Below are 20263 nucleotides of genomic sequence, written 5' to 3'. Positions count from 1 at the left end.
GTCTGCGACCCCTGGGCCTTCTTCATTTTCCGGACGTGAGGGCATGCCTTACCCGCAGGATCGTCAGTGCCACGGCGCCGACCACGACAGGTATGGATATCAGCATCACCAGAGGGCTTACGTTGTAGCCGGCATACTTCATGCTCTCCATCACCACCTTCAGGAGGCTCAGGAGGTAGTAGCTGATGGCGATGATCGAGAATCCCTCGACTGCCCGTTGGATCCTGATCTGCGTGGCGGTCCGCTCCGCCATCGCCTTTATCTGCAGAGAGTTCTGATATTCGATCTCGACCTGTATGCGCGTCTGCAGCAGGTCGATCAGATGCATGGTCGCGCGTGACAGCTGATCGAGGCGCACGGCTGTCGCGGCGCAGGTGCGCACGGCAGGCTTGAACCGCCGGTCAACAAAGACGCCGAAGCGCTGGAAGCCCTCGACGCGTTCTTCGCGAAGCTCCGCGATCCGTTCATCGACGATTGCCGCGTAGGCGGCTGTTGCGCCGAAGCGGTTGCGGGTCTCTGCCGTCGCCGAGATCACCTCGGCTGAAAGGGCGGTAATGTCGTCCAGCAATCTCTTATGCTCGGACCTCGGCGTCGCCAGATTGCGATTGCTCAGTTCAACCAGTTTCGCATCATAATCTCCCAGAAGCGGTGCGAGGCGTCGCGCCTCAGGCAGGCCCAGTAGTGCCATGGCCCGGTAGGTCTCGATCTCGTAGATTCTCCTCACCATCCGCCCCAGACGGGAGGCGTTCAGGTCCTGATTGAAGAGGACGACGCGGGTCGACCCGTCGCCGTGAAGACGGAAGTCGGAGCAGACATGGGCAGAACCTCGACCGACCGAGGAGACGGCGGTGTCGCCGAAACCGAGCTTCGAGAGGACCGGTGCGATCTCGGGCGGGGCCGGACCGGCGACCAGGATGGACGTCCGGCAGATAAGCTCAGCATCGGGTGTCGCCGCCAGTTCCTGAAAGTCCGCGACCGAAAGCTGGCTTTCAGGCCATTCCACCGGCTGGGTGTCCAGTTGCGTCACCACGGTGATGGTGATGAATTCTGTATGATACTCGATCTGGCTGCGAACATGCCTGTCGCCAGCAACAGACGCACCGACAACCGCCTGCGTACTATGCTGCCCAACGAACTTGGCCGGCATGAGTGCAACGTGCTCGACAATCGCGGGTCCAAGAAATTTGATGGAGGGACGCGCATGCAGTTCGGCATTGAAGTCGTTGGCCATTGAACCGGTCCTCGCTTCGCAATCCGACTGTTCTAGCAGCTATTTTCACGCCCTCTCAGATCGCAGCATCGTCTGCGACAGCAAGTCGCTGCTGCGTCCGGCGGATCTGACCAACGAAAGCCGTTGCTCCGAAACGATTGAAAGGACCAGCATCCCCAAAGACAACACCGTCCGTGGCTGCATCCCCGGAGGGGCTAGATCGATCGCTGCCGCATTTCTCTAGAGTGAGTTTCCGGCTTCCTGCCGTAGCCTCAGCGCGGCGGAAAGGAGCGATCTCGTCCGGAAGGCAGCCATCGGCAGTGGCCCCTGACCATCCCGGGCAGAGCGAATCTGCTCCTCCACATAGTCGAGCGCCTCAGCGATCTCCTCGCTGCACACAGTATCGTCGCCTGCCAGTCTCCTTGCCATCACTGCTATCGGGTCCTGCATGACGCTCCCACTGGATGGATACGCATTCAACGTAGTTGTTTTTGTGCGTATTGTATCCTCTACTCACGTTGCGCTGCATTCAAGCCGCCCCCAGAAGTATTTTCGTACCTTGGTTAAATTCAGAGGTCCGAAAATACTACGCGCAGTCACCCGGCTTCAGCGTAGCCGGACGCAAACGTTGCCATTCCTGCTCGACCATTCTGGAAGAGTGCCGCGATAAGATCGGACTGGGTGATGATGCCGACCACGTGATTGTCGTGGTCGACAACAGGCATGTGGTGCAGGCCCATGTCCGCCATCGGGGGCACAAGCTTGGCGATCATGGTTTCGGGGAGAGCGGACTGGACGCGCCGCGTCATGATGTCGGAGACGGTTCGGGGCACACCTGGCCGGCGGACTAGCCCGCCGGCGCGCGTGGCGAGCTTCAGCCCGCCTGTCTGGTTGAGGACGGACATGCGCATGAAATCCGTCTGTGTCACGATGCCGACAAGCTGGCGGTCCGGTGCGATTACGGGGAGCGCCTTGATCTTCGCGCGGACCAGCACCTCCCAAGCAGCTTTCAGGCTGGTTTCCGGCGAGACGGTCAGCACGTCGCGAGACATGATCTCGGCGCAGGTGATCTCGCCGGAGCGACGCTCGTAGGCGCGGATCTGCGCCTGGTGAAGGAGAGCGTCGAGATCCTCGAGGCTAATGTTGACGACCTCGTCATACTGCTCCAGCACCGCACGAAGATCGTCGGGAACGACACCGATGCGCTGCGAGGGGGCGGGATCGCGAGTGCCATGGACGTTTGGCGCGGCCGGCGGCGCGACATGCGGATAGCGCCGCCCGGTGACATTGTTGAAGGCATAGGCGCTGACCAGCAGAAGGATCGTGTTCAACCCGACCGGCGACACGACGAACCAGAAGCCCAGTTCGTGGATCGAGGCGCCGCCGACAACGGCGGTGAGCGCGACGGCGCCGCTCGGTGGATGCAGGCAGTTGAGGAGCAGCATGAGCGCGATCGAGAGCGCGATCGCACTTCCGGCGGCGATCACCGGATCCGCAATGGCGAGTGCGCAGGTGACGCCGATGACGGCCGAGACGAGATTGCCGCCAAGGATCGACCAGGGCTGGGCCAGCGGGCTGCTCGGCGCCGCGAAAAGCAGCACGGCAGAGGCACCCATCGGCGCGATGAGCAGGGGGAGCGCGTCGCTATCGCCGAGCGCTATCCGCGACAGGAGACCCGTCAGCATGATGCCGACCAAAGCACCGACGGACGCTCGCATGCGTTCCGCCGAACTGACCGGCACGATCGAAGGGTTGAGACGTCGGAGGAGAGACATGGGGGCGGGTACTCGACTGCGGGAGCAGACGACTACCAGACCGACGGATGGTGCAGGAGGCAAATTCCTCCAAACTTGGCCTCCCCGTTAGAAAATACGTGGCAGCGCAGGTTCCGGCACCTTGCCGCGACATATCATTCGGATGTTGAACCTCGCCGTGCCTCGGCGCGGCGCAGGCGCCACTTGTCCAGTTCCGTCACCACGATAATCGATGCTGCGCCAAGAAGCATCAGGGCCCATTCCGCCAGGCTGATCCGGGCGAGGTCAAGGGTGTCGCGCAGCCAGGGTATGTACATGGCAGCGATATGGAGGCCCTGTGCGGTGATGACGGTCACCAGCAGGAGCGGGTTGCCGAAGAAGGGGATCGAGAAGATCGAGCGGCGCTCGGACCGGCTGGTGAAGGTCTGGACATTCTCGAACATCACGAAGAGGAGGAGTAGCAGGTTGCGCGCCTGGGAAACCTCGTATCCTTGCGCGAGCAGCCAGTAGAACAGGCCAAAGCCCCCGACGCCCATCACCGCGACGGTGACAAGAATGCGGCGGATCATGATGGCGTCGAATATCGGCTCCCGGGGGCGTCGCGGAGGGCGCTGGAGTTCGTCTCCCTCCCGCTTCTCGCCGGCCAGGGCCACATCCTGGATACCGTTGGTTACCAGGTTCAGCCAGAGCAACTGGACGGGCAGGAGCGGCATGGGCAGCCCGAGCGGAATCGCCAGCAGGAACAGCAGGACCTCCGCGATCCCGGTCGTCACCAGCATCAGGATGACCTTGCGGATGTTGCTGTAGGCGACACGGCCCTCGCGGATTCCTCTGACGATGGAGGAGAAATTATCGTCGGTGATAACGATATCGGCGCTCTCCTTTGCGACGTCCGTCCCCTTCCGGCCCATGGCTACGCCGACATGCGCATGCTTCAGCGCCGGCGCATCATTGATGCCGTCGCCGGTGACAGCGACGAAGTGCCCGTTGCGGGCAAGCGACCGAACGATGGCAAGCTTCTGTGCCGGCGCCACGCGAGCATAGATGCGGGCGCGCCCAGTCAGTGCATCGAGGCCGGCTTCTCCAGTCTCCTCGGCCAGTTGGACGTCATGGCCAGTAACCACCTGGTCCTCGTTGAAGGAGAGTCCTGCGTGCCGTGCAATGGTGGCGGCCGTCTGCGGGTCGTCGCCCGTGACCATGGCAATTTCGACGCCCGCCGAACGGCAATCGGCAACTGCCTGGGGCACTTCGGGACGAACGGGATCCTGCATGCCGACCATGCCGAGGAAGACGAGATCGACGAGGTGGTGGGCCCCAAGGTAGATGCTCTCTCCTGAAGAAATCTCGCCGCCGGCAAAGGCCAACACGCGAAGGCCTCGGGCCGCCATCTCCTCCTTCTGTCGCAGAAGGGCTTCCCGGTCGATCGGCACGAATTCCGTACCCATGTCCATCCGGTCCGCCATGCCGATCAGCGTCTCCGGGGAACCTTTGGCGAAGACGCGCACGACATCGCCGCGCTGGTGGAAGGAGGCGGCGTACTTCAGGTCCGGCTCGTAAGGGATACGAGTGAGAAGCGGATAGTGCTCCGCCAGTGCCTGATGCTCCAGGCCTGCCTTGCGTGCGGCGGCCAGCAGGGCGACGTCGACGGTGTCACCGACCCCAGCCCAGCCGCTCTCATCACGGATCAATGCGCCTTCGTTGGGCATTGATGCTGCCTTGAAAAGACGGGAGACACGGTGGTTTGCCGAGACGTCGTGTCCTGCATCGCCGAGGATCCGGCAGGCATCGAGTTCCGCCCCGGTCTCGCACTCGAACCGGCTGCCGTCCGGAAGCACGATATCCGTCACCGTCAGTTCGTTCAGGGTCAGCGTGCCGGTCTTGTCGGTCGCGATCATCGTGCAGGAGCCGAGCGCTTCAACGGCGGGCATGCGGCGCACGATCACGTTCTGCCTCGCCATGCGGCGCATGCTGATGGCCAAGGCGACTGAAATGGCCACCGGCAGTCCTTCCGGTATGGCGCTGACGGCGAGGCCGACCGCCATCAGGAAGAGGTCGCCCCAGACCATTCCCCGCATCAGGCCGACCACGATGAGGAAGAGCATGGCGAAACCGACGAGCCAGGCAATGAGGTTGGAGAACCTCGCGAGCCGGATCATCAGCGGAGGCTTGGCTGAAGACTCCTTTCCAAGCTCCGCCGCGATCCTGCCGATCTCGCTCGACATGCCCGTGGCGACAACCACGCCGCGCCCGCGCCCCCTCGTGACGAGGGTGCCGGCAAAGGCGGGAACGGCATCGTCCTGGTCGGGCGGGATGATCTTCTTGACCGGAGCCGATTCACCCGTCAGCAGGGACTCGTCGCATTGAAGGTCGTTGGCCTGGAAGACGCTGACGTCCGCAGGTACCCGCGCACCGGCCTCCAAAAGGACAACATCGCCCGGCACGACGAGCCGGGCCGGGATGGTCGTCACGACCTGATCACGCAGCACCGTGGCGCTTGCCTCCTCGAGCTTGCGCAGAGCCGCGGCGGCCCGTCCGGCGGAATGCTCCTGGAAGCCGCCGACGATGCCGTTCAAGATGAGCACGATCCCGATGAAGAAGCTGTCCTCAAGGTCTCCCAAGGCTGCGGCAAGTGCGGCTGCGACAAGCAGGATGTAGATGAGCGGGCTGCGGAACTGCAGCAGGAAAGTCGTCAGGAATGAAGGGATCTTCGGCTCGGGCAGGAGGTTGGCGCCGAAGCGAGCCAGCCGTTCCTCTGCTTCGAGCGCTGTCAATCCCATCGTGGCAGAGGTCGGGTCGTTCACTCGGCTTTTCCGGTCATTGTCAAACATAGGGGTTGTCCGCCAGCCTATTCGAGATAACCAAGCCGAGGTTGATATATGTCAACAACGGTTCTGCTCCCTGTGCAAGGATCAGCATGCCTGGGGTAGCTCCCCGCAGACTGTCGATGCCGGTGAACGGCTTCGAGATTGTTACGAGAGGAGATTGGAATGCCGTTCAAGACCGTCTTGGCCGTTGTCGGGGGCAAGGATACTGCCGCTGGCCTTCAGCAGGCGATTTCGCTTTGCGCCGGGAGCGAGGCGCATCTTTCGGTCCTGGCGTTGCAGGTCGCGCTGTCGCCGACACTGAGCGACTATCCAGTGGACACGGATTGGCTGGATCGCCGGCATCATCACCAGCACGACTTCAAGGCGGCTGCCGAGGCGCATGATGCGGCCTGCGCTGCCAGCGGGATCTCCTATAACTTCGCCAGCTTCTACGACGAGCCTGTGTTCCTGACCGAGGAACTGACCCGCCGCGCCTTTTATGCCGACCTCATAACGGTAGGCCCCCGGGTCATGGCAAATGCTTCTCTGATCGGCATCACTGTCAACGGTGGGCTGTTCGACGCCATGTCGCCGGTGCTGCTCCTGCCCGAGGGCGATCAGGCAAGCCTGCGCCCGAAACGGATCATGCTGGGTTGGAACAACAAGATCGAGGCGATACGGGCGGTTCGGGAATCGATGGACATGCTGATGGCCGCCGAGGCGGTTTATGTGGTCGTCGTCGATCCGGAGAGCCCCTATGCGGATCATGACGGCGAGCCCGGCGCCGAACTTGCGACATTCCTGGCGCGGCACGGGGTGAATGTGACCGTGGACCAGATACCAAGCGGCGGCCGGCCCGTCGAAGACGTGCTGAACCAGCGGGCGCTCGAAGTATGGGCGGATATGCTGGTTCTCGGCGCCTATGGCCATGCCCGCTGGAGGCAACGGATCTTCGGCGGCGTGACCAGTTCGATGATGAAGGGTGTCAAACTCCCCACGCTTCTGGTCCGTTGACCGGCAGGCCCGCGTCGCGAGAGCATCCTGTCAAACCGCTTCTGGAACCCTGATCTCCCAGGTGAGTTGTCGCGGCCTGAAGGTCCGGTAGGCGAGAAACAGTATGGAGGCGGTATGACAGGCGCGGGTGCCGTGCGTCAGGACGTATCAACGACGCCATTTGACTGCGTGGTCGTCGGTGGTGGGCCCGGCGGTATGACGGCCGCAATCTATCTCGCCCGGATGAACCGCAAGACGCTCGTCGTCGATGGCGGAGCAAGCCGTGCCTCGCTCATTCCGCGTTCCTACAACCATCCAGGTTTTCCCGGCGGTATCAAAGGCGAGGCTCTTCTGGCGCGAATGCGCGAGCAATTGGCACTGCTGCGGGTCCCGGTGGCCGAAGCCGCGGCGTCAAGCCTCGAAAAGACAGAGGACGGTTTCTTCCGAGCCCGCCTGGATAACGGTTCGGGCTTGATGGCGCAGAACATCATCCTGGCAACCGGGCTGAAGGACAACCTCCCGCCCTTTGCGGACGCGGAAGACATGATCGCCGGCGGTTATCTGCGGATATGCCCGATCTGCGACGGGTTCGAGATCGCCGGCCGGCCGGTCTGCGTGATCGGCAATAGCCTGCGGGCAGTGGCCGAAGCCCGTTTCCTGCAGACGTTCAGCGATGCCGTCTGCATCGCCACGCTGGGCGAAACTGCGGAATGGGACGGCGACACGGAGGCATCCCTTGCCGAGGAGCGGATCCAAGTCATCACGGGCTCTCTTTCATCGGTGGAGCGGGCGGGGGAGAGCGAGACTTTGCTGACATTTTCTGACGGGAGGCGGCTTGAACAGGTGGTTCTTTACTCCGCTCTCGGGGTGCGTCCACGCTCGCGCCTTGCGGCCGGCCTCGGGATCGTCCTTGAGGAAGATGGACGGATCGGTACCGGCGCCCATCAGGAGACGGCGGTTGACGGCTGTTTTGCGGTCGGCGACGTGGTGACAGGGCTCAATCAGCTGGGAGTGGCCATGGCGCAGGGCGAGATCGCCGCGGTCGCCGTCCACAATCGGCTGCGGGGCGTTTGATGCCGGAGGAACGGGTGCGATCTCTTGTCGTTTTTGGTGAAGCAGACTGACCAAGGAGAGTGGGCTATGAGGCATTTCCTGATCATTGCGGCCGTGGCGCTGACCGTCGCCGGATGCACATCCGGCTCACTCAGCGATGCACCAGGTCTGGAGCCAATTCCCGGCAGCATCACCTATGGCGGCCAGCCGCGCACACGGTTGACGAAGGCGCCAGTCGGCAGCTCGGTCAACCATCAGTTCACCAACAATCTCGGCCAGCGGGTCGAGGAGCGCTACGTGATCCAGCCGGATCGCAGCCTCAAGCTCGTCTGGCGGCGCATCTATCGGGGTTGGCCCTTCGACGATCTGTGACTGCCTGACTTTCCATAGGGTGCCTCTCCCGCATCGGGTCACTTTGACGCGCACGGCACGAAACCCTTGCCGCCTGCCGGGGTTGGGCGTTTAAGGGGACCGGTTCGGGAAAGGAAATAGCATGTCATCTGATGCCCTGTGGCCCCCATTGTCTCCCTATAGCACCGGCGTCCGGGGACGCTGCCCGCGCTGTGGCCAAGGCCACCTGTTCAACGGCTTTCTGACGCTCCGGCAGAAATGCGAGGTGTGTGACCTCGACTATTCCTTCGCGGATCCTGCGGATGGCCCTGCCTTCTTCGTCATGTGCTTCGCCTGCGTTCCGAGCGTAGCCCTCGCGGTCTGGATCGAAGTGGCCTTCCAGCCGCCTTTCTGGGTGCACCTGCTGACCTCGCTGCCATTCATGCTGCTGACATGCATTCCGCCACTGAGGCCGCTGAAGGGGTGGCTGGTGGCGAGCCAGTATTTCTACAAGGCAGAGCAGGGACGGATCGACCGGGAGCATGGGCGACATCCTGTCTGACGGGCGCGGGCGGCGCGGGCTCCACGAAGATCAAGGAACCTTTCCCGCCTGAAACAATTCGTCAGGTACAGATAAGGACGGAGCCTGATGATGCTGAATGTCGAGAACAACAACGATGACGAAACCCACCGCCGCGCTCTCGCCGTTGAAGGAGCGATGCTCATGCTGATCGATGGGCTGGCGGCGCGCGGCACAATCTCGGCCGACGAGGCCGAAGACATGTTGCGCATACTCTCGAAGAGTTCCGACTTTTCGGCGGCACGTGCTTCCGGTTCGCTCCGCATCATCGATCACTTGCGGCGGCTGCGCGGTGGCGACGGTCAGGTGACCCCTGGCGCTTGACCAGTGCCCGCGGCTCTGCGACCGCTCTCTCGGAGACACTCCAGCAATATCAATTTCATGCCGCCGCATTTCATGGATGCGGCGGCTTTTTTGTTTCGCCCCTTGGCTGGCTGCTCCTCGATCCGCCGGGAACTTAGCTCCAGCGTTGCCGTTCGGACGTTGAACTCCCAGCAAAGAGGACATCATGAGCCACTATCCAAAACCGCCCTTTCCCGACCAGCAGCAGTCGATGCCGGGTTACACGAGCAAGATGCAGCCGATCCCTGACCATGGCGAGCAGTCCTACAAGGGATCAGGCCGACTTGCCGGCAAGAAGGCGATCATCACCGGCGCCGACAGCGGAATCGGCCGGGCCGTGGCGATCGCCTATGCCCGCGAAGGCGCGGATGTGCTGATTTCCTACCTCGACGAGGATCAGGACGCGCAGGAAACGAAGAAGTGGGTCGAGGAAGCGGGTCGCAAGGCCGTTCTCGTTCCGGGCGACATCCAGTCGGCCGAGCACTGCCGGAAGATCATAGACACGGCGGTCAGCGAACTCGGTGGCGTCGATATCCTCGTCAACAATGCCGCCCACCAGGCAACCTTCGCCGATATCGGCGACATCAGCGACGAGGAGTGGGAGCTTACCTTCCGCGTCAACATCCACGCCATGTTCTACCTCACCAAGGCCGCGGTGCCCCACATGAAGCCCGGCAGCGCGATCATAAATACTGCATCGATCAATTCCGACAGTCCCAATCCGAGCCTGCTCGCCTATGCGACCACCAAGGGCGCGATTCAGAACTTCACGGCCGGCCTCGCGCAGTTGCTGGCGAAGAAGGAGATCCGCGCCAATGCCGTGGCGCCCGGTCCGATCTGGACGCCACTCATCCCTTCCACGATGACGGCGGACAAGGTGAAGAACTTCGGCAAGCAGGTGCCGATGCAGCGCCCCGGCCAGCCAGCGGAACTCGCCACAGCCTATGTGATGCTTGCGGAGCCGCTATCGAGCTACGTCTCGGGTGCGACCATCGCCGTGACCGGCGGCAAGCCCATCATCTGACGTCCGGGCGCGGCGCCAGCGGGCGCCGTGCCGTCTCATCGGTTTCGCTCAGGTACGGCGCCCGACCTCTCGTGCAAGGTCCTCGAAGTCGAAGCTCTCGCCCCGTTGTGCGGCCTCGTTGGCGAGAAGCAGGATTCGGATCGGGAAAGCCACCGCCTTCTGATGCGACTGCGAGACAGTCAGCGGTTTGCTGTCGTCGAGCACGGTCTGCTCGGCGGCCTGCAGTGCCTGCTCGACTTCCTCATGGCTGACAATCCCCTTGCTGACCAAGAGACTGTTGATGGCCGCAATGGCAAGATAGAGGCCCTCGAGTTGAGGATTGGCGGTGTTCATGTCTCTGTCCTTTCCGTCGATGCGGGAACTGCCGCGGCGGCATTCTCGTCGATGATCCGCGCCCCGCGTTGCCTCGTGGCATAGCGCCAAATCCACTGGATGCTGACGAGCAGGCGTTTTTCGAAGTTGACCAGCAGGTAGACGTGCACGATCGCCCAGAGGAACCAGGCGAACCGCCCCTTCAGGCGCCGTTTCCCGAAGTCGAAGATGGCGGCGTTTCGGCCGATGACAGCGGTGTTGCCGCGGTCGTTGAACCGGAAGGATTCAGGCTGCCGGTCCTGCGTCAGGCGCAGACGCAGCGCCTTCCCGAGGTATTCGCCCTGCTGCTTGGCGACCTGCGCCAGTGCGGGCAGGGGCTTGCCGTCTTCCGCCAGGCCGAGCGCGGTGTCGCCCACCGAGTAGACGTCGGGGTGGCCTGTGACGCTCAGGTCCGGGTTGACGGGAATCCGGCCCCCGGACTTTCCTTCGATCCCGAGCCATGAGGCAGCAGGCGATGCCTTGACGCCGGCACCCCATATGACGCTGCCGGTCCTGATGGATCGGCCGCCTGCAACGACAACCTCCTTGCTGATCGACTCCACCGGCAGGTTCGTGAGTACCTCGACGCCAGCCTTCTCCAATTCCTTGTGCGCATAATCCGCCAGTTCCTCGGGAAAGGCGGACAGGATGCGGGGGCCGGCTTCGACCAGGATGACCCGGAAATGCTCCGGCCGCAGCCGGCGGAAATCGCGAGCGATCATAAAATGCCCAAGTTCGGCGATGGCGCCCGCCATCTCGACGCCGGTGGGTCCGCCGCCGATCACGACGCTGGTCAGCAGCGCCTGTTTTTCCTCGGGATCGGTCGAGAGTTCCGCCTTCTCGAAGGCGAGAAGCAGTCGCTGGCGGATCAGGCGTGCCTCGTGGATGGTCTTCAGGCCGGGCGCCCAGGCACGCCAGTCCTCGTGGCCGAAATAGTTGTATTCTGAGCCGGTGGCGAGGACGAGGATGTCATAGGGGACCGGCTCGCCCTCATCGAGCAGGATACGCTTGGCCGGAAGGTCCAGACCGACGACCTCTCCCAGCAGCACTCGGATGTTGCGGTAGCGCCCCAGCGTCCTGCGGATCGGTTCAGAGATATCGGCGGGCGACAGGGCGGCGGTCGCCACCTGATAGAGCAATGGCTGGAACAGGTTGTGGTTGCGCCGGTCGATGACGGTGACCTCGATGTCGGAGTTGCCGAGCTCGCGGGCGCAGGCCAGACCGCCGAAGCCGCCACCGACGATCACGACGTGACGCCTGGCCGCCGCAGCATTCTGATCCGTTGCTTGAAGCACGTGCTGATCCCCTCGTTGACGCTGGTTCCTTGCCCTGGCGAAAGTCAACATCGCCTGTCGCCAAAATGTTCCAGGGTCTTTCGACAGACGGAACCTTTTCCACGAGTCGCCGTTCCCTTCCCCGAGAAACAAAGGAGAACGCTATGTACAGCATCGTGTGGTTGGTGGGCGCCGTAGTGATCGTCATCGCCATTCTCAACCTCGTCGGCTTCGCCTGATCCCCCACTTCCCAGAGATCTGATCAACAAGGAGAGAGACATGAACAGCATTGTTTGGCTTGTCGGAGCGGTCGTTATCGTTCTCGCCATCCTGTCCTTTATCGGCCTCGGCTGAGAGGAACTATAATCGACACGAAAAAGGGCGCCGATCTCGCGATCGGCGCCCTTTTTCGTGGCCTCACGCCTCATGCCGAGAGAAGCAGCGCGAACGGGTGGTCGACGAATGCCCAGGCCACCGGCAGTCTTTCGGCAGGATCGAACCGCCGACCTGTAAAGACGTCCCGATAGGCCCGGCCGCCGACAGAGCCTGGCAGTGGCAGCAGGGTTTCCTGCCACCGGTCCGACAGTGGTCGATCCCCTTGCCGGAATGCGCCCAGCACAAGACGGGGCGCGATCAGAATAAGTGACTTGTCTTCGGTTTGCCGGGCGAAGGAGACAAGGTGCTCTGCCCGCTTGCCCTCAGGCGCCAGCGGCAGGTAGTCGCCGGTGCGGAACAGGAGCGGGTGGTTGCGGCGCAAGTTGAGGACGCGGCGGACGATCTGCTGCTTAAGCCGCCCCGATCGCCAATCCTCCTCTTCCGTGGGAAGCCTACCTTCCGCAAGTCCCGTCGTCAGGGTGTCGAAGTCCGGCTCGCGCCGGTTGTCGGGATCGACCAGGCTCAGGTCCAGCCGCTCGCTGCCCTGGTAGATGTCGGGTACTCCCGGTGCCACGAGCTTGGTGAGCGTCTGTGTGATGCCATTGACGAGTCCAGCTCTGACGAAAGGTTCGAGCGTTGCCCGGAAGTCTTCGAGGAAGGATCTATTTTTCGACGAAAGCAGGTGGCTTGCATAGGCGCGAACAGCTCCCTCGTAAGCCTCGTCCGGATCTCCCCATGTCGTTCGTTGCTTGGCTTCCCGCAGGGCTTTCTCGAGATATTGCAGAAAGCGCTCCTCCAGTGCCTTCAACCCGTCTGCGTCATCCGGCGCAAGATCGGTCGGCCAGACGCCAGCGAGCGCTTGGTAGAGCATCCATTCGGTCGCCGGCTCGGGTGCCGGCCCATCCGGCAGCGCCTTGACTGCGGCCCGGTTCATCTCGCACCAGCGGTTCACGGACTCCGCCCAGTGATCGGGAGCCTCGCTGATGGCATAGAGGCGGGCGCGGGCGTCCTCGCCGCGCTTCGTGTCATGGGTAGAGGTGCCCGACAAGGCATCCGGCTGATGCTGCAGCCTAGCCTTCATCTCCTGGTGAAAACGGGCGAGGGATGCGGGGTACGGATCGGCTTCGCTGCCGACTTCATTCAGCGCCAGAAGGCGGTGATTGCGGAAGAAAAGCGTATCCTCCAGCGACTTTGCCATCAGCGGCCCGGTAAGCTGCTGAAAGCGGGTACGGAAGAGGCGCGCCTCATCACTGTCGTCGCCGGCGGTTCCTGCAAGCAGGCGATGCAGGAAGGTGAGCGCCTGATCGTCCGGTGCGTGGCTGCCGCCTCTGACGTCGCCCACGATGCGATCCAGAAGCGCCTTTCCTTCGGCGGGCATGCCGTCCGTCGTGCCATAGGTGCGGTAGACGGGAAAGGCGACCAGCAGTTCCCGAAGGGCCTCATGCATCGCCTCGGATGGAATGGCCGTGACGTCCTCTGCTTCATGCAGTCTGAGAGCAAGCTTCAGAAGCGTTGCGACTTCGCCTTCGAAGTTGTTGTTAGCCATGGATAATTTGGCGTCGCGCAACTCATCTTCTGGTGTCGCAACGTCGCCGGCCACGCTCCGGTAGGCTGCCGTCAGCGCTTCATGCGTGCTGCCGTCCACGAACACGTTGCCCAGTGCCGTGATGAATTCGTAGCCGGTGGTTCCGGAAACCGGCCAGTCCTGCGGGATCTGCTCGCCTTCGCCGAGGATCTTCTCGATGACGATGTATGTATCCGGCCCGACCGCTGCCCGCAGCCGGTCTAGATAGCCCTTCGGATCGGCGAGGCCGTCTACATGGTCGATGCGCAGGCCATCCACGCGACCCTCCCGAACCAGATCGAGCACCGTCCGGTGCGCTGCATCGAAGACATGGGGATCTTCCACCCGCAGCCCGACCAGACCGGTGATCTCGAAGAAGCGTCGATAGCTCAGTTCGCGCGGAGCGTCCCGCCAGGACATCAGCCGCCAGGGTTGGCGGTCGTGAAGTGCCGCAATCTGATCCGGCCTCGTGGCTTCCAGGACCTCTCGCTCCCGTCCTTCATAGGAGGAGGGGGTGAGGGGATAAAAGCTCTCGTAATAGGCGATCGCCGGCTTGCCGGTTCGCGGATCTGCCTTCACCAAGAGTTCGCCCCTCGCCAACACCTCCTCGAAGGTGTCGCCGAGGAAGGGCAGGGTCAGCCTGCGGCTCCAGTCGATGTCGAAATAGCGGGCGTAGCGGCTCTCTTGCCCGTGCTCCACCACGTCGCGCCACCATGGGTTCTCAAGCGACGCGGCCATGTGGTTGGGCACGATGTCGAGGATCAGCCCGAGGCCGTGCTCCCGCAGCGCGTCCGACATCCTCAGGAAGCCTTCGCGGCCCCCGAGGACGGGGTCGAACTCGTTGGCATCGGTCACGTCGTAGCCATGGGTGGAGCTGTTGGTGGCGGAGAAGACCGGCGAGGCGTAGAGATGGCTTATGCCGAGCCGCTGGAGGTAAGGCACCAGACCAGCCGCGCGATCGAAGGTCATGCCGTTGCGGAACTGGAGCCTATAGGTGGAGGTCGGGATCGTCATGCCCGCTCTCCGGCCCTGATGGTGACCACGATGCTGGTGGGACCAAGCTCGCCGCCCGCGCCCGCATCCGCAGGCAGGCGATGGACGTGTGCGCCCGGGAGCTCCGGCAGCGGCTTCGGCTTGTCGCCGAGGTTGATCGCCATGCCGATCTCTCCCTTGGGGAAGTCCCACGCGACTGCGACCAATCCATCCTCTGCCTTCAGGACGCGACCGCCTGCTGCCCTCGCTGTTCCCAGCATGGGCACGATCACCTCGCGGCGCAGCGCCAGCAGGTCGCGGGTCAGGTCCATCCATTCGGCTCCATCCGGCGAGGCCGGCTTGTGCCAGTCGATCTTGCAGTCCGTGAACGTTGCTTCCGCATTGGGATCGGGAATCTCCTCATCCTCCTTGCCATGCCCGGCATGGCCCTCGAATTCCTTCCGCCGTCCCTCGCGCACAGCCTTGGCCAGATCCCCGTGGAAGTCGGTGAAGAACAGGAAGGGCCGGGTTTCGCCGAATTCCTCGCCCATGAAGAGGAGCGGGATATGCGGCGAGAGCAGGAGAGCCGAAAGCAGGGCCTTCGTCTTCTCCGGGCCGGCCAGGGTGAGCAGCCGCTCGCCGAAGGCGCGGTTGCCGACCTGGTCGTGGTTCTGGATGAAGTCGACGAAGGCGACGGGTGGTTGGCCGGTGCTCGTGATGCCACGTGCCTCGCCAGAATGCTGCGAGACCTCGCCCTGATAAGCGAAGCCTTCCGCAAGCGTGCGGGCAACAAGTCGCTCGGTCTCCGCGGCGAAATCCTTGTAGTAACCGTCGGTCTCACCGGTGGCGCAAACGTGGATGGCGTTGTGGAAGTCGTCGTTCCATTCGCCGGTGAAGCGCGGCACGCTGCCGTCTTCGCCCCGCTCGTGCAGGAAGGTGACGTTGCGGGAGTCCTCGGTCGTCAGGTGGATGTGGCGGTCCGGGAACTCGCGGCGAATCCGTTCGGCCATCTCCAGGAGTATGTGCTGGTCGGACTCCTCGTCGCCGATCTGATCGATGGCATCGAACCGCAACCCGTCGAGCTGGAACTCATGCAGCCAGTAGAGGGCGTTCTCGACGAAGAAGCGCCGGACCGGCTGCAGTTCGTAGGCGATCGCAGCGCCCCAAGGAGTATGCTTGTCGGGGTGAAAGAACTCCGGTGCGAGGAGCGGCAGGTAGTTCCCTTCCGGCCCGAAGTGGTTGTAGACGACATCCAGGAGCACCATCAGGCCGTGGCCGTGGGCGGCATCGATGAAGGCCTTGAACTCCTCCGGCGCGCCATAGGCACTGTGCGGGGCGTAGAGCAGCACGCCGTCGTAGCCCCAGCCGCGATTGCCGCCGAAATGGGCGACGGGCATGACCTCAACCGCGGTAATGCCGAGTTCCACGAGGTGCGGCAACTTCTCGATCGCGGCGCGGAACGTCCCCTCCTCGGTGAAGGTGCCGACATGCATTTCGTAGATCACGGCCTCTTCCCATGGGCGTCCGCGCCACTCGGCGTTCCGCCACTCGTAGGAGGTCGGGTCGATGACCAGCGAAGGCCCGTTGACGTCATCCTTCTGACCGCGCGAGGCCGGATCCGGAAGCGCGGTGCCATCCGCCAGCACATAGGAATACTCGCTTCCGGCGGAGACACCGACGGCCAGAAGCTCGAACCAGCCATCGGCATCCCGCGTCATCGGCGTCTCGCTGCCGTTGAGGCGAAGCGCGACCTGCTCCTGGCCCGGCGCCCATAGCCGGAAACGCACTTCCCCTACCGCGGTATACTCGGCACCCCAGGTGCGGGGAAAGACATGGAATTCGTCGGCTGCTTGGATAGCGGAAGTCATGTATCACCCCTTGAGAGAGAGTGCGCCAAACGGGCGAAATGGCCGCGGGTTCCGCTCCTGTCGCAGGCGTCGCGGAAGCCGCAAGAAAATTGCCGGCCCGCACTTCAATTCGCAGTTTAGCGTCACGCAATAAAATTGCTCAACCAGCCACTCGGCCCTAGATTAGCGGAAGGTTTCGTTTCGAGGAGGAAACAAGCCTGCCGATCGGTTCTCAGGGAGGAGAAGCGAGAATGACCGAAGCCTCGAAGCTCAGTCTGCATGTGCCGGAACCGGAAGTGCGGCCGGGCAACAAGCCTGACTTTTCCCATGTCACCATTCCCAAGGCGGGCTCCGTGCGGCGGCCTGAGGTCGATGCCGACCCGGAGAGTATCCGCGACCTTGCCTTTTCCATCATCCGGGTCCTCAACCGCGAGGGCGAGGCAGTCGGTCCCTGGGCCGGAACGCTGACGACCGAGGAACTGATGGAAGGGCTGAAGCACATGATGGTGCTTCGCGCCTTCGACCAGCGCATGCTGATGGCGCAGCGTCAGGGCAAGACCTCTTTTTATATGCAGCATCTCGGGGAGGAGGCGGTCTCCTGCGCTTTCCGGCGCGCGCTGCAGCTCGGAGACATGAACTTCCCGACCTACAGGCAGGCGGGCCTCCTGATCGCCGGCGGCTACCCGCTCGTCGACATGATGAACCAGATCTACTCCAACGATGCCGATCCGCTGAAGGGTCGTCAGTTGCCGGTCATGTACTCCTCCAAGGAGCACGGCTTTTTCTCCATCTCCGGCAACCTCGCCACGCAATATGTACAGGCGGTGGGCTGGGCCATGGCCTCGGCGATCAAGAACGACACCAAGATCGCCGCCGCCTGGATCGGCGACGGTTCCACGGCGGAATCGGATTTCCACGCAGCGCTCGTTTTCGCATCGACCTACCGCGCGCCCGTTATCCTCAACGTCGTCAACAACCAATGGGCCATCTCGACCTTCCAGGGGATCGCCCGCGGCGGCTCGGGCACCTTCGCCGCCCGCGGCCTCGGTTTCGGCCTGCCGTCGCTCCGGGTCGACGGAAACGATTACCTCGCCGTCCATGCGGTGGCGAAATGGGCGGCGGAGCGGGCTCGGCGGAACATCGGGCCGACCCTTGTCGAGTATGTCACCTACCGGGTTGGAGCCCACTCGACCTCCGATGATCCGTCCGCCTATCGGCCGAAGGAGGAATCGGAAGCCTGGCCGCTCGGCGATCCGGTCATCCGGCTGAAGAACCACCTCATCCGCATCGGCGCCTGGAGCGAGGAACGCCACACCCAAATGGAGGCGGAGATCCGCGACACCGTCGTCACCGCCCAGAAGGAGGCGGAACGGCACGGTACGCTGCATTCGGGCGGCCGCCCGTCGATGCGCGATATGTTCGAGGGGGTCTATGCGGAGATGCCGGCTCATCTTAGGCGTCAGCGCCAGAAGGCGGGGGTCTGAGCCATGGCACGCATGACGATGATCGAGGCAATCCGCAGCGCCATGGACGTTGCGATGGGGCGCGACGCGGACGTGGTGGTCTATGGCGAGGATGTCGGCTACTTCGGCGGCGTCTTCCGCTGCACGCAGGGGCTCCAGCAGAAGTACGGCAAGACCCGCTGCTTCGATGCGCCGATCTCGGAGTCCGGCATCGTCGGCACGGCGATCGGCATGGCGGCCTATGGGCTGAAGCCCTGCATCGAGATCCAGTTCGCCGACTACATGTACCCGGCCTACGACCAGTTGACCCAGGAGGCGGCGCGCCTGCGATACCGCTCCAACGGCGACTTCACCTGCCCGATGGTGGTGCGCATGCCGACCGGCGGCGGCATCTTCGGCGGCCAGACGCATAGCCAGAGCCCGGAGGCGCTGTTCACGCATGTCTGCGGCCTGCAGGTCGTCGTTCCCTCCAACCCCTACGACGCGAAGGGCCTGCTGATCTCGGCGATCGAAAACCCCGACCCGGTGATCTTCCTGGAGCCGAAGCGTCTCTACAACGGCCCCTTCGACGGTCATCACGAGCGGCCGGTGACCTCCTGGGCGGGCCATCGGCTCGGCGAGGTGCCGGAGGACTATTTCTCGGTCCCGCTCGGCAAGGCGGTGGTGCGACGCGAAGGTTCGGCCGCCACCATTCTCGCCTATGGCACCATGGTCCATGTCGCCGAGGCCACGGCGGAGGAGACCGGCATTGACGCCGAAATCATCGACCTCAGGACGCTGGTTCCGCTCGACCTGGAGACGATACTGCAGTCGGTGAAGAAGACTGGCCGCTGCATGGTCGTGCACGAAGCCACGCTGACGTCCGGCTACGGCGCCGAACTCGTCGCCCTGGTGCAGGAGCACTGCTTCTATCATCTCGAGGCGCCGATCGCGCGCGTGGCCGGCTGGGACACGCCTTATCCGCACGCCCAGGAGTGGGACTATTTCCCGGGTCCGGCGCGGCTCGGCGAAGCGCTTCGCGACCTGATGGAGGCGTAGGATGGGAATTCAGTCGATCAAGCTTCCGGATGTCGGCGAAGGCGTTGCCGAGGCCGAACTGGTGGAGTGGCATGTCAATGTGGGAGATACGGTTCGCGAGGACATGGTGCTCGCCGCAGTGATGACCGGCAAGGCGACCGTCGAGATCCCGTCGCCCGTGGAGGGCGAGGTCGTCTGGCGGGGCGGTGACGTCGGGGACGTGATCGCCACCGGTACCGTCATCCTCAAGATCAAGGTCGCAGGCGAGGGCGGCGACGAAGAGGCAGCGGAGGCGGCTCCTCCTGAAGAACCCGCCGTTGCCGACGAGAAGCCTGCCGCGGTTGTGCCGGCAGATGTCTCGGAGCCCGTGCGCCAGCCGGAAGCGAAATCGCCGATGCCTCAAGCGATGCCCGGCGGTGGACCGCCGCGAGCGCAGGGTGAAAAGCCGCTCGCCTCGCCGGCCGTGCGATTGCGGGCGAAGGATGCCGGCATCGACCTGCGGCAGCTATCCGGCAGCGGACCCGCGGGGCGCATCACCCACGACGATCTGGATGCCTTTCTCCAGCAGGGAAGTGCCGCTCCCGTCAGGGGCGGTCTGCAGCCAAACAACGCCATCACGGAGATCAAGGTTGTCGGGTTGCGCCGCCGCATTGCCGAGCGCATGGCGCTGTCGAAGTCGCGCATTCCACACATCACCTATGTGGAGGAGGTCGACATGACGGCGCTGGAAGAGCTGCGGGCCCGTCTCAATGCCGACCAGAAGCCGGGACGCCCGAAGCTCACGATCCTGCCTTTCCTGATGCGGGCGATCGTCAGGGCGGTGGCCGAGCAACCCATGGTCAACTCGCTCTATGACGACGACGCCGGAATCATCCGCCAGCATGGCGGTGTCCATATCGGTATTGCGGCGCAGACGCCGGCGGGACTGGTCGTGCCTGTGGTCAAGCATGCGGAGGCGCGCGACCTTTTCGACTGCGCCCGGGAGGTTGCGCGGCTCAGCGATGCCGCCCGCAACGGCACCCTGCAGCGGGAGGAGCTGAGCGGCTCGACGATCACCATCAGTTCGCTCGGCGCCATGGGCGGGATCGTCTCGACGCCGGTGATCAACCATCCGGAGGTGGCGGTCATCGGCGTCAACAAGATTGCAATGCGCCCGCAGTGGGACGGCACCCAGTTCGTGCCGCGAAAGATGATGAACCTGTCCTCCAGCTTCGACCACCGGGTGATCGACGGCTGGGACGCTGCGACCTTCGTGCAGCGCCTCAAGGCGCTCATGGAGGCGCCGGCCATGATATTCGTCGAGGGATGAG

At 63.6% G+C, this 20263-nt stretch carries 17 protein-coding genes; 9 read left to right on the top strand and 8 right to left on the bottom strand.

Going from position 1 to position 20263, the window contains the following annotated elements; all coding sequences use genetic code 11:
* Positions 1 to 22 precede the first annotated feature (22 nt).
* The 4 genes from FN060_RS20430 to FN060_RS20415 all read right to left on the bottom strand — a co-directional run bounded on the left by FN060_RS20430 (position 23) and on the right by FN060_RS20415 (position 5792).
* The gene (locus FN060_RS20430; protein WP_142589805.1) at positions 23 to 1231 is read right to left on the bottom strand and encodes a DUF3422 domain-containing protein; all 1209 of its coding nucleotides are present in this window, start codon (positions 1229 to 1231) and stop codon (positions 23 to 25) included.
* A 219-nt stretch (positions 1232 to 1450) separates the two neighbouring features.
* Complete coding sequence (locus FN060_RS20425) at positions 1451 to 1660, bottom strand: hypothetical protein (protein ID WP_142589804.1); 210 nt, start codon at positions 1658 to 1660, stop codon at positions 1451 to 1453.
* Between the two features lie 146 nt (positions 1661 to 1806).
* Positions 1807 to 2985: an HPP family protein gene (locus tag FN060_RS20420; protein WP_142589803.1), complete on the bottom strand. Its 1179-nt coding sequence runs from the start codon at positions 2983 to 2985 to the stop codon at positions 1807 to 1809.
* Between the two features lie 134 nt (positions 2986 to 3119).
* Positions 3120 to 5792: a cation-translocating P-type ATPase gene (locus FN060_RS20415; RefSeq protein WP_142589802.1), complete on the bottom strand. Its 2673-nt coding sequence runs from the start codon at positions 5790 to 5792 to the stop codon at positions 3120 to 3122.
* A gap of 159 nt (positions 5793 to 5951) precedes the next feature.
* Here FN060_RS20415 and FN060_RS20410 point away from each other — a divergent pair, with 159 nt between their 5' ends.
* From FN060_RS20410 to FN060_RS20385, 6 genes are all read left to right on the top strand, one after another.
* Positions 5952 to 6782, top strand: coding sequence for a universal stress protein (locus tag FN060_RS20410; protein WP_142589801.1), 831 nt, complete (start codon positions 5952 to 5954; stop codon positions 6780 to 6782).
* A 114-nt stretch (positions 6783 to 6896) separates the two neighbouring features.
* Positions 6897 to 7835 carry an NAD(P)/FAD-dependent oxidoreductase gene (locus FN060_RS20405; protein WP_142589800.1) on the top strand — a complete coding sequence of 313 codons (939 nt, stop codon included), beginning with the start codon at positions 6897 to 6899 and terminating at the stop codon, positions 7833 to 7835.
* 66 nt (positions 7836 to 7901) lie between these two features.
* Entirely contained in the window at positions 7902 to 8186 is a 285-nt protein-coding gene (locus FN060_RS20400) for a hypothetical protein (protein ID WP_142589799.1), read from the top strand.
* Positions 8187 to 8307: 121 nt separating this feature from the next.
* Positions 8308 to 8706, top strand: coding sequence for a DUF983 domain-containing protein (locus FN060_RS20395; protein WP_142589798.1), 399 nt, complete (start codon positions 8308 to 8310; stop codon positions 8704 to 8706).
* 87 nt (positions 8707 to 8793) lie between these two features.
* Entirely contained in the window at positions 8794 to 9048 is a 255-nt protein-coding gene (locus FN060_RS20390) for a hypothetical protein (RefSeq protein WP_139346356.1), read from the top strand.
* A 184-nt stretch (positions 9049 to 9232) separates the two neighbouring features.
* A complete protein-coding gene (locus tag FN060_RS20385; protein WP_077549532.1) occupies positions 9233 to 10090 on the top strand; it encodes an SDR family oxidoreductase in 858 nt (285 codons plus the stop codon).
* A 48-nt stretch (positions 10091 to 10138) separates the two neighbouring features.
* Here the strand turns inward: FN060_RS20385 and FN060_RS20380 are convergent, their stop codons facing one another.
* The 4 genes from FN060_RS20380 to treZ all read right to left on the bottom strand — a co-directional run bounded on the left by FN060_RS20380 (position 10139) and on the right by treZ (position 16494).
* The gene (locus FN060_RS20380; protein ID WP_077549531.1) at positions 10139 to 10423 is read right to left on the bottom strand and encodes a hypothetical protein; all 285 of its coding nucleotides are present in this window, start codon (positions 10421 to 10423) and stop codon (positions 10139 to 10141) included.
* Positions 10420 to 11736 (bottom strand): NAD(P)/FAD-dependent oxidoreductase, encoded by a 1317-nt coding sequence (locus FN060_RS20375; RefSeq protein ID WP_235864359.1) that lies wholly within the window; start codon positions 11734 to 11736, stop codon positions 10420 to 10422. Before FN060_RS20375 ends, FN060_RS20380 begins: the two co-directional genes overlap by 4 nt.
* A gap of 403 nt (positions 11737 to 12139) precedes the next feature.
* Positions 12140 to 14668 carry a malto-oligosyltrehalose synthase gene (treY, locus tag FN060_RS20370; protein WP_142589797.1) on the bottom strand — a complete coding sequence of 843 codons (2529 nt, stop codon included), beginning with the start codon at positions 14666 to 14668 and terminating at the stop codon, positions 12140 to 12142.
* A complete protein-coding gene (gene treZ / locus FN060_RS20365) occupies positions 14665 to 16494 on the bottom strand; it encodes a malto-oligosyltrehalose trehalohydrolase (protein ID WP_142589796.1) in 1830 nt (609 codons plus the stop codon). Before treZ ends, treY begins: the two co-directional genes overlap by 4 nt.
* A gap of 230 nt (positions 16495 to 16724) precedes the next feature.
* Between treZ and FN060_RS20360 the strand changes: the two genes are divergently transcribed.
* From FN060_RS20360 to FN060_RS20350, 3 genes are read left to right on the top strand one after another with little or no spacing between them, the layout of a single operon-like run.
* On the top strand, positions 16725 to 17957 hold the full coding sequence (locus tag FN060_RS20360; protein WP_142589795.1) for a 3-methyl-2-oxobutanoate dehydrogenase (2-methylpropanoyl-transferring) subunit alpha: 1233 nt from the start codon (positions 16725 to 16727) through the stop codon (positions 17955 to 17957).
* A 3-nt stretch (positions 17958 to 17960) separates the two neighbouring features.
* On the top strand, positions 17961 to 18974 hold the full coding sequence (locus FN060_RS20355) for an alpha-ketoacid dehydrogenase subunit beta (protein ID WP_052639111.1): 1014 nt from the start codon (positions 17961 to 17963) through the stop codon (positions 18972 to 18974).
* Position 18975: 1 nt separating this feature from the next.
* A complete protein-coding gene (locus FN060_RS20350) occupies positions 18976 to 20262 on the top strand; it encodes a dihydrolipoamide acetyltransferase family protein (protein ID WP_142589794.1) in 1287 nt (428 codons plus the stop codon).
* Position 20263 lies beyond the last annotated feature (1 nt).

This window comes from Pseudorhizobium halotolerans (assembly GCF_902153235.2).
GTDB lineage: Bacteria > Pseudomonadota > Alphaproteobacteria > Rhizobiales > Rhizobiaceae > Neorhizobium > Neorhizobium flavum.
The sequence above is the reverse complement of the archived record's forward strand: the minus strand, read 5'-3'. Positions and strand labels throughout refer to the sequence as shown.